Source organism: Streptomyces sp. NPDC001941, assembly GCF_040296945.1.
Taxonomy (GTDB): Bacteria; Actinomycetota; Actinomycetes; order Streptomycetales; family Streptomycetaceae; genus Streptomyces.
In genome coordinates this window covers 22,271-33,885 of the sequence record NZ_JBEOYE010000095.1, presented here as the reverse complement: position 1 = coordinate 33,885, position 11,615 = coordinate 22,271, and the positions used below count along the sequence as shown (strand labels likewise).

Genomic DNA, 11,615 nt, shown 5'->3' with positions numbered 1-11,615 from the left:
GCCCGGGGCCGCTCCCCCGGCACGCGAGGAGGCGCGTGAGGAGCCGGGGGCGCGGACGGGCGCGGCGGGGCCGCCACGGCGGTCCGGGTGGGTGCCGCGTGCACCGGGGGCGGGCGGAGCGCCTCCCGCATCGCCGTCGCGTCCCGGTGGCGGTCCACCGGCGCCTTGGCCAGGGCCCGGTCGAGGACCGGCTGGAGCGCGGCGAGGACGGCCGCCGGGTGCGGGGCGCCGGCCGCGGCGAGGGTCGGCGGCGGCTCGTGGACGTGCTTGTAGAGCAGCGTCGGTACGGAGTCGTCGGCGAACGGCAGCCGCCCGCTGAGGAGTTCGAAGAGCACCACGCCCATGGAGTACAGGTCGGTGCGGGCGTCGACGGCGCCGCCGGTCGCCTGTTCCGGCGCCATGTAGGGCACCGTGCCGATGACCAGTCCGGTGCGGGTCAGATGGGTGCCCGCGGCCTCGGCCGCGCGGGCGATGCCGAAGTCCATGACCTTGCAGGAGCCGTCCCGGGTCAGCATCACGTTGGCCGGCTTCACGTCCCGGTGCACGACGCCCTTGGCGTGGCTGGCGGAGAGCCCGGCCAGCACCTGGTCGGCGATGCGCAGGGCCTCGTCCAGGCGCAGGGGCCCGCGCACCAGGCGCTCGCGCAGGCTCTCGCCCTCGACGTACTCCATGACGAGGTACGGCAGCGGGTCCGCGTCCGGCACCTCGTGCTCGCCGATGTCGTGGACGGCGACGACGTGCGGATGGCTGAGCGCCGCCACGGTCTGGGCCTCGCGCTCGAAGCGGCGGCGGAAGGAGGCGTCCCGGCCGAGGGCGCCGTCCATGACCTTGATCGCCACGGGCCGGTTCAGGGCGGTGTCCCGGGCCAGGTGGACGGTGGCCATGCCGCCCTCGCCGAGGACGCCGTCCAGGACGTACCGCCCGCCCCGCAGTGCCGTGCCCGCACGCAACGCGCTCATCGCCGCTCCCCCCGGATCCGTGGGGATCACGGTAGGGGAAGGGCCCGGAGCGCGTCAGCGCTTCGGGCCCTTCGGATGTCCGCGGACGTCAGGCCAGCGCGGCCTTCACCGTCTCCACGACCGCGTCCAGCGCGACCGGCCGCTGCTCGCCGGACTCCATGTCCTTGAGCTGGAGCACGCCCTCGGCGAGGTCGCGCTCGCCGGCCACCAGCGCGTAGCGCGCGCCGGAGCGGTTGGCGTTCTTCATGGCGCCCTTGAGGCCCTTGCCGCCGTACGAGAAGTCGGTGGCGACGCCCTCCTCGCGCAGCCGGGTGACCACGCCGAAGAGCACCCGCCGGGCCTCCTCGCCGAGCGGCACCGCGTAGACGTCGGTGGCGGAGGGGACGTCCAGGACGACGCCCTCGGCCTCCAGGGCGAGCACCGTGCGGTCCACGCCGAGCGCCCAGCCGACGGACGGCAGCGCGGGGCCGCCGATCATCTCGGACAGGCCGTCGTAGCGGCCGCCGCCGCCGACCGCGGACTGCGAGCCCAGGCCGTCGTGCACGAACTCGAAGGTGGTGCGGGTGTAGTAGTCCAGGCCGCGCACCAGCTTGGCGTCGTCCTCGAAGGCCACGCCCGCGGCGGTCAGCAGCGCGCGGACCTCCTCGTGGTACGCCTTGCAGGCGTCGCACAGGTAGTCGCGCAGCAGCGGCGCGCCCACCAGCTGCTTCTGGACGTCGGCGCGCTTGTCGTCGAGCACGCGCAGCGGGTTGATCTCGGCCCGGCGCAGGGTCTCCTCGTCCAGGTCGAGGCCGCGCAGGAAGCCCTGCAGCGCCTCGCGGTAGACGGGGCGGCACTCCTTGTCGCCCAGGCTGTTGAGCAGGATGCGGAACTCGCGCAGGCCCAGCGAGCGGTACGCCTGGTCGGCCAGGATGATCAGCTCGGCGTCGAGGGCCGGGTCCTCGGCCCCGATGGCCTCGGCGCCGACCTGGGAGAACTGGCGGTAGCGGCCCTTCTGGGGGCGCTCGTAGCGGTAGTACGAACCCGAGTACCAGAGCTTGACCGGGAGGTTGCCCGCCTTGTGCAGGTTGGCCTCCAGGGCGGCGCGCAGCACGGAGGCGGTGCCCTCGGGGCGCAGCGCGAGGTCGGTGCCGCCCTTGGTGGAGAAGGCGTACATCTCCTTGGTGACGATGTCGGTGGACTCGCCGACGCCGCGGGCGAACAGCTCGACGTGCTCGAAGGCGGGCGTCTCGACGTATCCGTAGCCCGCGGTCCGCAGCGGGGCGGCGATCGCCGTGCGGACCGCCAGGAAGGCGGCGGAGTCGGGCGGGAGCAGGTCGTAGGTGCCCTTGGGGGCCTGGAAGGCGTTCACGGAAGTTCTCTCGTCACATTCCTCGTCGGGGAGCGTCGGGGCTCCCGAGGCCGTCGGCCACCTGCCGCAGGTACGGGTTGGTGGCGCGCTCTCGGCCGATGGTGGTCTGGGGGCCGTGGCCGGAGAGGACCACGGTCGAGTCGTCGAGCGGCAGGCACACGCGGGCCAGCGACGCGAGCATGTCGTCCATGTCCCCACCGGGCAGGTCGGTGCGTCCGACGGAGCCGGCGAAGAGCAGGTCGCCGGAGAAGAACACGGACGGCACGTCCGCGGCCTCCGGCGTGCTGAACGCCACCGACCCCTTGGTATGGCCGGGCGCGTGCGCGACGGTGAAGTCGAGGCCGGCCAGCGACAGCTTCGCGCCGTCGGCGAGCTCCCTGACGTCGTCGGGCTCCCCCACGGTGAGCTCCCCCATGAGCGGCATCCCGATGGAGCGGCCGATGCCCTTCTCCGGGTCGCTCATCATGTACCGGTCGGCGGGGTGGATCCACGCCGGTACGTCATGCGCCCCGCAGACCGGGACGACCGAGGCCACGTGGTCGATGTGGCCGTGCGTGAGCACCACGGCGACGGGCTTGAGCCGATGCTTCCTGAGCGTCTCCTCGACTCCCTGGGCGGCCTGGTGGCCCGGGTCGACGATGACGCACTCCTCGCCCGCGCCGGGGGCGACCAGGTAGCAGTTGGTCCCCCAGGCACCGGCCGGGAACCCGGCAATCAGCACGATCGTCCTCAGTCTGTCGGTGGATCTCGGCGGGTTTCGCCGGATTCCGATGAACACGGCAGATCAGAGCCTACCGGCGCTGCTCATTACACAGCCAACCCGTATACGGTACGGGGCACACTCGGCCCGTACTGGACACAAGGAGAGAACCCGGTGGTCAGCAGCGATCAGCGGCGGCGGCAGCTCGCCAGGGAGAAGTTCGAGCGGCAGCAGCAGCGCCGCGAGGAGGCGCGCAGGAAGGCCCGGCGGCGCAACGCGATCGTCGCGGCCGCGCTCGCCGTGGTGCTGGCCTCCGGCGGCGCGGTGTACGCGTCGGTGGCCCTGACGGGCGACGACAAGGGCAGCGACGGAGCGTCGGCCCCGGAGGCCTCGGGCACCCCGTCGGCGTCCGCGTCCTCGACGCCGGAGCCGAAGATGGCCGTCGACAGGACGGCGAAGTACGTGATGGACCTGAAGACGAACGTCGGGGCCGTGAAGGTCACGATGGACGCGGCGAAGACCCCGCGCACCGTGAACTCCTTCAAGCACCTGGCCGACAAGGGCTACTTCGACGGCACCAAGTGCCACCGGCTCACCACCGAGGGGATCTTCGTACTCCAGTGCGGCGACCCCAAGGGCGACGGCACGGGCGGCCCCGGCTACACGATCCCGGACGAGAACCTGGGCGCGCTGGGCAAGGCCGGTTCGGACGGCAAGGTGACCTTCCCCGCGGGCACCGTGGCGATGGCGAACACGATGCAGCCGAACACCGGTGGCAGCCAGTTCTTCCTGGTCTACAAGGACACGAAGCTGCCCCCGCAGTTCACCCCGTTCGGCACGTTCGACGCGGCCGGCCTGAAGGCCGTCCAGGACGTGGCGAAGGCCGGGGTCGCGGGCGACGCCAAGGACGGGGCGCCCAAGAAGCCGGTCACCATCGAGAAGGCCGTCGTCACCAAGTCGTGACCGCCGAATTTCGGTCGCGCTGAGTGCGGACAGCCGGGCGGCCGGTCGCCTAGATTGGCGTAGTGCAGCGTGGGGTTCGGACCGCGCTGTGGAGGGCGGGCGAGGCCCGCCGGGAAACTGTGGACGATGCCCAGGGGGCGACACCCCCTCGTCGGCATCAGGTGGAGGAGGCGCTGTGAGCAGCGACCCGTGGGGCCGCGTCGACGAGACGGGCACCGTGTACGTGCGTACTGCCGACGGCGAGAAGGTCGTCGGCTCGTGGCAGGCCGGATCTCCCGAGGAGGCCCTGGCCTACTTCGAGCGCAAGTACGAGGGCTTGGTGGTCGAGATCGGCCTCCTCGAGAAGCGTGTGAAGACGACCGACCTGTCGGCCAAGGACGCGACGATCGCGATCGACCACATCCGGCAGCAGGTCGACGAGCACCACGCCGTCGGCGACCTCGACGCGCTGCGCACCCGGCTCGACGCGCTGGTCGCGACGGTCGACGCGCGGCGCGAGGAGCGCAAGGCGCAGAAGGTCAAGCAGACCGACGAGGCCCGCCAGGCCAAGGAGGCGCTGGTCACCGAGGCCGAGGAGCTGGCACAGAGCGAGCAGTGGCGCTCGGCCGGCGAGCGGCTGCGGGCCCTGGTGGACACCTGGAAGGGCCTGCCGCGGCTCGACCGGAAGTCCGACGACGAGCTGTGGCACCGCTTCTCGCACGCGCGCTCGGCGTTCTCCAAGCGCCGCAAGGCCCACTTCGCCTCGCTGGACGCCCAGCGCGAGGACGCCCGCAAGGCCAAGGAGAAGCTGGTCGCCGAGGCCGAGGCGCTCTCCGGCTCGACGGACTGGGGCACCACGGCGGCCCGCTACCGCGAGCTGATGGCGGACTGGAAGGCGGCGGGCCGCGCCCAGCGCGAGGCCGAGGACGACCTGTGGAACCGCTTCCGCGGCGCCCAGGACGTGTTCTTCGCGGCGCGCGGCGAGGTGTTCGCCGAGCGCGACGCCGAGCAGGGCGAGAACCTCAAGCTGAAGGAGGAGCTCGCGGCCGAGGCCGAGAAGCTGGTGCCGGTGGGCGAGCTGAAGGCGGCCCGCGCCGCGTTCCGCTCGATCAACGAGCGCTGGGAGGCCATCGGCCACGTACCGCGCGACGCCCGGCCGAAGGTCGAGGGCCGGATGCACGCGGTGGAGCGCGCCCTCCAGGAGGCCGAGGAGGCCGACTGGCGGCGCACCAACCCGGAGGCCCGGGCGCGCGCCGCGGGTCTGACGGGCCAGCTCCAGGCGGCCGTGGACAAGCTGCGCGGCCAGATCGACACGGCCCGCGCCCAGGGCAACAACGCCCGCGCCGACAAGCTCGCCAAGGAGCTCGAGGGCCGTCAGGCGCTGCTCGACCAGGCGCTGAAGGGCCTGCAGGAGTTCGGCGGCTGATCAGCCCGGCGTACGAAGGGAGGGCCCCGGCACCGGATGGTGCCGGGGCCCTCCCCGTTCCCGTGGTTCCCCTGACGGCGTTCCCGTGGCGTTCCCGTGGTTCCCCGTACGGCCCCTTACGGCCTGCGCGCCGACGTCACGCGGTAGACGTCGTAGACGCCCTCCACGCCCCGCACGGCCTTCAGGACGTGGCCCAGGTGCTTGGGGTCGCCCATCTCGAAGGTGAAGCGCGAGGTGGCCACCCGGTCGCGGGAGGTCTGCACGGCCGCCGAGAGGATGTTGACGTGCTGGTCCGACAGGACCCGGGTGACGTCGGACAGCAGCCGGGAGCGGTCGAGCGCCTCGACCTGGATGGCGACCAGGAAGACCGAGGACTGGGTGGGCGCCCACTCGACCTCCAGGATCCGCTCCGGCTGCTGGGACAGCGAGTCCACGTTGACGCAGTCGGCGCGGTGCACCGAGACGCCGCTGCCGCGGGTGACGAAGCCGATGATCGGGTCGCCAGGCACCGGGGTGCAGCAGCGCGCCAGCTTCACCCAGACGTCCTCGACGCCCTTGACGACCACGCCCGGGTCCGCGTTGGCCCGGCGCTTGGAGCGGCTGCGCGAGGGCGGCGCCGACTCGGCGATGTCCTCGTTGGCCGCCTCCTCGCCGCCGAGCGCCTGCACCAGCTTCTGCACGATGGACTGGGCGGTGACGTGGCCCTCGCCGATCGCCGCGTACAGCGAGGAGATGTCGCTGTAGCGCATCTCGTGCGCGAGCGTCACCAGCGAGTCGCCGGTCAGGATGCGCTGGATCGGCAGGTTCTGCTTGCGCATGGCGCGCGCGATGGCGTCCTTGCCCTGCTCGATCGCCTCGTCGCGGCGCTCCTTGGAGAACCAGGCACGGATCTTGTTGCGGGCGCGCGGCGACTTGACGAAGCCCAGCCAGTCGCGGGACGGGCCGGCGCCGGCGGCCTTGGAGGTGAAGACCTCCACCAGGTCGCCGTTGTCCAGGGTGGACTCCAGCGGCACCAGACGGCCGTTGACCCGTGCTCCTATCGTCCGGTGCCCGACCTCGGTGTGCACCGCGTACGAGAAGTCGACCGGGGTGGCCCCGGCGGGCAGCGCGATGACGTCGCCCTTGGGGGTGAAGACGAAGACCTCGTTGCGCGAGAGGTCGAAGCGCAGGGACTCCAGGAACTCGCCCGGGTCCTCGGTCTCCTTCTGCCAGTCGAGCAGCTGGCGCAGCCACGCCATGTCGTTGAGGTGGTCGTCCTTGCCCGCGTTCCTGGGGGCGTCGGTGCGCACCTTGGAGGCCCCGGCGACGGCCTCCTGCTTGTACTTCCAGTGCGCCGCGATGCCGTACTCGGCGCGGCGGTGCATGTCGAAGGTGCGGATCTGCAGCTCGACCGGCTTGCCGTTGGGGCCGATCACGGTCGTGTGCAGCGACTGGTACATGTTGAACTTGGGCATCGCGATGTAGTCCTTGAACCGCCCCGGAACCGGGTTCCAGCGGGCGTGGACGGTGCCCAGCGCCGCGTAGCAGTCGCGGACCGTGTCCACCAGGACGCGGATGCCCACCAGGTCGTAGATCTCCGCGAAGTCCCGGCCGCGGACGATCATCTTCTGGTAGACGCTGTAGTAGTGCTTGGGGCGGCCGGTGACGGTCGCCTTGATGCGGGCCGCGCGCAGGTCGGACTGCACCTCGTCGGTCACTATGGCGAGGTACTCGTCGCGCTTGGGCGCGCGCTCGGCGACCAGCCGCACGATCTCGTCGTACATCTTGGGGTAGAGGATCGCGAAGGCGAGGTCCTCCAGCTCCCACTTGATGGTGTTCATGCCCAGCCGGTGGGCGAGCGGCGCGTAGATCTCCAGGGTCTCGCGCGCCTTCTTCTCCTGCTTCTCGCGCTTGAGGTAGCGCATGGTGCGCATGTTGTGCAGGCGGTCGGCGAGCTTGATGACCAGGACGCGGGGGTCCTTGGCCATCGCGACGACCATCTTGCGCACGGTCTCGGCCTGCGCGGCCTCGCCGAACTTGACCTTGTCCAGCTTGGTGACGCCGTCCACGAGCAGGGCGACCTGGTCGCCGAAGTCCCGCTTGAGGGTGTCCAGGCCGTACTCGGTGTCCTCGACGGTGTCGTGCAGCAGCCCGGCCATCAGGGTGGCCGGATCCATGCCCAGCTCGGCGAGGATGGTGGTGACGGCGAGCGGGTGCGTGATGTACGGGTCGCCGCTCTTGCGCTTCTGGCCCCGGTGCCAGCGCTCGGCGACCTGGTAGGCCTTCTCGACCTGGCGCAGGGTCGCCGACTCGATCTTGGGGTCGTTGCTGCGCACTATCCGCAGCAGTGGCTCGAGGACCGGGTTGTACGGGGACGAGCGCTGGACGCCGAGCCGGGCCAGCCGGGCGCGCACGCGGTTGGACGAGCCGCCCGAGCGGGCCGCGGCGGCCGGTGCGGGCTTGGGGGCGACGGGGGGCACACCGCCCTGACGGGCCGGCGAGGCCGGCTGGGGCTTGTTCTCCGCGGGCTTCTGCGGCGCGGCGGGACGCGCCGCGGGCTCGGCCTGGTCGGACTGCGCGGCGGAGAGTGGCTGGGCCTCGTCTGGCAAGAGCGCTCCTCGTGCGGTACCGGGTCCCCCGGTCAGGCCCGGAAAGGCCATGGTATCGACCCCGGGCGTCGCTCTCGCCCCGGGACCAGCACCGGAGGGACTCCCGCACAACGCGGGACGGGCACCCGGATGTTCCCGGATGCCCGTCCCGATCGTGCGTACTGCCTGATCAGACCGTGATCAGCGCGTCCAGCGGAGCCCCGCCGAGGGCGGGTTCCAGACGGGCCCGGCCGGGCAGGAAGCCCAGCTCCATCAGGACCGCGACGCCGGCGACCTCGGCCCCGGCCCGGCGGATCAGCTCCAGCGAGGCCTCGGCGGTGCCGCCGGTGGCGAGGACGTCGTCGATGACCATGACGCGGTCGCCCGCGGACAGGTCCTCGGCGTGCACCTCGATCTCGGCGGTGCCGTACTCCAGCGCGTACGCCTGCTTCAGCGTCGCGCCGGGGAGCTTTCCGGCCTTGCGGACCGGGACGAAGCCGATCCCGGCGCGCACGGCGACCGGCGCGGCCAGGATGAAGCCGCGCGCCTCCAGGCCGACGATCTTCGTCGCGCCGTGCGCGGTGCACAGGTCGGCGAGGGCGTCGGTCAGCGCCGAGAACGCGACCGGGTCCGCGAGCAGCGGCGTGATGTCCTTGAACAGCACGCCGGGCTCGGGGTAGTCCGGTACGTCGCGGATCCGGCTGAGCAGCAGCTCACGGGTGTCGCTGGTGATCACTTGCGCTTCCCCCGGCCGCCCCGGGAGGGCTGCTGGCGGCGCTGGCCGACGACGGCGCCCGCGGTGGCGGCGTCCTCGGACAGCTCGTCGTCCTCGTCGTCCCGCACCTGCGGCTCGGCGGCCTCGGGCTCCTCGCCCTTGGCGCGCTTGGCGAGCACGCGCTTCTTGAGGGCCTTCATCGCCGGCTCGCGCTCCTTGAGGTCGGCGACGAGCGGCGTGGCGATGAAGATCGAGGAGTACGCACCGGCGGCGAGGCCCACGAACAGCGACAGCGAGATGTCGTTGAGCATGCCGGCGCCGAGGAAGCCGCCGCCGATGAAGAGCAGGCCGGCGACCGGCAGCAGCGCGACGACCGTGGTGTTGATCGAGCGCACCAGCGTGCCGTTGATGGACCGGTTGGCGATGTCGCTGTAGGTCCAGCGGGTCTGCTTGGTGATGTCCTTCGTCTGCTCCTTGAGCGAGTCGAAGACGACCACCGTGTCGTACAGCGAGTAACCGAGGATGGTGAGCAGACCGATCACCGTGCCCGGGGTGACCTCGAAGCCGACCAGGGCGTAGATGCCCACCGTGATCGTGAGGTCGTGGATCAGGGCGATCAGCGCCGCGACCGCCATCCGCCACTCGAAGGCGATCGCCAGGTAGATCACCACGAGCAGCATGAAGATGCCGAGGCCGGTCCACGCCTTGTTGGCGATCTGCTCGCCCCAGCTGGGACCGACGAGCTCGGCGTCGATCTTGGTGGGGGCGATGTTCAGGTCCTTGGCCAGCTCGGCCTTGACCCGGTCGGCCTCCTTGGTGTCCAGGTCGCCGATCTGGATGCGGAGCTTGTCGCCGACGGTCTGCACGATCGCGTCGTGGCCCGAGGCCTTCTCCGCGAACTCCTGGGTCTGCGAGACCGAGGCGGAGATCTTCTGCTGGACGTTGAAGACGGCGCCGCCCCGGAACTCGATGCCGAGGTTCAGGCCGCGCACCGCGAGCGCCACGATCGCCGTGATGGTGATCAGGATCGAGACGCTGTACCAGATCTTGCGCTTGCCGATGAAGTCGTAGCCGACCTCACCGCGGTACAGCCGGGCGCCGAGATCGCCGAGCTTCGACATCTCACGCCTCCTTCGGGTCGGTGGTGGCGGAGGTGCGGCGCGAGCGGCGCAGCGGCGGCTTGGCGCCGAGCCGCTTCGGGTCCAGGCCGGACCACGGGTGCCCCTCGCCGAAGAACGTGGTCCGCGCGAGCAGCGTCATGACCGGCTTCGTGAAGAGGAAGACCACGACGACGTCGAGCAGGGTGGTCAGGCCGAGCGTGAACGCGAAGCCCTGCACCTTGCCGACGGTGACGATGAACAGCACCGCGGCGGCCAGGAACGACACGAAGTCGGAGACCAGGATGGTGCGGCGGGCGCGCGGCCAGGCGCGCTCGACGGCCGGGCGCAGCGTGCGGCCCTCGCGGATCTCGTCGCGGATCCTCTCGAAGTACACGATGAAGGAGTCCGCGGTGATGCCGATGGCGACGATGGCGCCGCAGACGGCCGGCAGGTTCAGCGCGAAGCCGATGGCCGGGCCGAGCAGGGACATCAGGGTGTACGTCATGGCCGCCGAGGCCAGCAGGCTCAGGATGGCGATGATCGACAGGCCCCGGTAGTAGACCACCAGGTAGATGATGACCAGCGCGAGGCCGATGGCGCCCGCGATCAGGCCGGCGCGCAGCTGCTCGCCACCGAGGGCGGGGCTGACGGTGTCGGCGCTCTGCTCCTTGAAGGAGAGCGGCAGGGCACCGTACGACAGGACGTTGCCCAGGTCCTGGGCCTCCTGCTGGGTGAAGCTGCCGCTGATCTCGGCGCTGGCGCTCAGGGTCTGGTTGACCTGCGGGGCCGAGACGACCTGGCCGTCCAGGACGATCGCGAACTGGTTCTGCGGGGACGCCTGGGTCGAGAGGCGGCCGGTGATCTTCTGGAACTTCTTGCTGCCGCCGTCGGTGAAGTCCATCTGGACGATCCACATGCCGCGCTGCTGGTCGAAGACGCCCTTGGCGGAGTCCACGTCCGTGCCGGCGACCTCGGCCGGGCCGAGGATGTACTTGGCGTCACCGGTCTGCGAGCAGGCGACCGTCGGCTCGGTGTCCTTGACGCCCTTGCCCGCGTTGGAGCGCTGCTCCTTGTCGGAGCAGTTCAGCGTCGCGAACTTCTTCTGCAGGTCCGCCGTGGCCGGGTCCGGCGCACCGGAGGGCTTCGGCGTGGTGGAGGGCTTGCCCGAACCGGACGGGGTCGGCGACGGGGCCTTCTTCAGGCCCTCGGTCAGCGCGCGGCCCTGCGGGGTCGACTTCGCCGACGGCGAGGTCGCCTTCTCCTCGTCCTTCTTGGCGTCCTTGTCGTCCTTGCCCTTGCCCGAGGCGGACGGCTTCGGCGACCCGCTGGGGGTCGGCTGGGTCGTCGGGCCGCCGGCCGCGACGGTCAGCACCGGCCGGAAGTAGAGCTGGGCGGTGGTACCGACCTGCTCACGGGCCTGCTCGGAGTTCGTCCCCTTGGGGATGTTGACGATGATGTTCTCGCGGCCCTGGGTCTGGACCTCGGCCTCGGAGACGCCCAGACCGTTGACACGGCGCTCGATGATGCCGACCGCGGTGTTCATGTTGGTCTCGTTGACGGCGTCTTCCTTGCCCTTCTCGGCCTCGGCCTTGAGGGTGATCGACGTACCGCCGGCCAGGTCGATGCCCAGCCTGGGGGTCGTGTGACCGGACGCGAACATCCCGCCGGTGAGCGCGACCAGCGCGATCAGGAACAGTGCCAGGGTACGCCCCGGCCTGCCCTGGCCCCCCGCCGGCCTGCGGCCCTTCTTCGGTGCTGCCACCTTCTCGTTTCTCCCTGTCCAACCGCCCCGCGCCGGGTGTGCGCGGGGCGGCCACGAAGTGATGTGGGGACCTGCCCCCGCGGAAGCGGACGC

Annotated in this window: 9 protein-coding genes; 2 read left to right on the top strand and 7 right to left on the bottom strand. The window is 71.5% G+C overall.

The genetic code is table 11. The features are described 5' to 3' along the window. The 3 genes from ABT160_RS38505 to ABT160_RS38495 form a co-directional block, all read right to left on the bottom strand. The coding region (locus tag ABT160_RS38505; RefSeq protein ID WP_351653068.1) for a protein kinase domain-containing protein at positions 1–959 on the bottom strand (959 nt) is incomplete at its 3' end. 88 nt (positions 960–1,047) lie between these two features. After that, the gene (gene hisS, locus ABT160_RS38500) at positions 1,048–2,310 is read right to left on the bottom strand and encodes a histidine--tRNA ligase (RefSeq protein ID WP_351653066.1); all 1,263 of its coding nucleotides are present in this window, start codon (positions 2,308–2,310) and stop codon (positions 1,048–1,050) included. Between the two features lie 13 nt (positions 2,311–2,323). Further along, a complete protein-coding gene (locus ABT160_RS38495; RefSeq protein WP_351653065.1) occupies positions 2,324–3,031 on the bottom strand; it encodes an MBL fold metallo-hydrolase in 708 nt (235 codons plus the stop codon). 153 nt (positions 3,032–3,184) lie between these two features. Between ABT160_RS38495 and ABT160_RS38490 the strand changes: the two genes are divergently transcribed. After that, positions 3,185–3,973 (top strand): peptidylprolyl isomerase, encoded by a 789-nt coding sequence (locus ABT160_RS38490; protein WP_351653064.1) that lies wholly within the window; start codon positions 3,185–3,187, stop codon positions 3,971–3,973. Between the two features lie 175 nt (positions 3,974–4,148). Then, the gene (locus ABT160_RS38485) at positions 4,149–5,378 is read left to right on the top strand and encodes a DUF349 domain-containing protein (RefSeq protein ID WP_351653062.1); all 1,230 of its coding nucleotides are present in this window, start codon (positions 4,149–4,151) and stop codon (positions 5,376–5,378) included. 116 nt (positions 5,379–5,494) lie between these two features. On the opposite strand, the gene ABT160_RS38480 is transcribed toward ABT160_RS38485, so the two are convergent. The 4 genes from ABT160_RS38480 to secD form a co-directional block, all read right to left on the bottom strand. Then, positions 5,495–7,966 (bottom strand): RelA/SpoT family protein, encoded by a 2,472-nt coding sequence (locus ABT160_RS38480; protein WP_351653060.1) that lies wholly within the window; start codon positions 7,964–7,966, stop codon positions 5,495–5,497. A 169-nt stretch (positions 7,967–8,135) separates the two neighbouring features. Next, positions 8,136–8,678 carry an adenine phosphoribosyltransferase gene (locus ABT160_RS38475; RefSeq protein ID WP_351653070.1) on the bottom strand — a complete coding sequence of 181 codons (543 nt, stop codon included), beginning with the start codon at positions 8,676–8,678 and terminating at the stop codon, positions 8,136–8,138. After that, entirely contained in the window at positions 8,678–9,781 is a 1,104-nt protein-coding gene (gene secF / locus ABT160_RS38470; RefSeq protein WP_351653058.1) for a protein translocase subunit SecF, read from the bottom strand. Before secF ends, ABT160_RS38475 begins: the two co-directional genes overlap by 1 nt. Position 9,782: 1 nt before the next feature. Next, positions 9,783–11,522 (bottom strand): protein translocase subunit SecD, encoded by a 1,740-nt coding sequence (secD, locus tag ABT160_RS38465; protein ID WP_351653057.1) that lies wholly within the window; start codon positions 11,520–11,522, stop codon positions 9,783–9,785. Between the last annotated feature and the right edge of the window lie 93 nt (positions 11,523–11,615).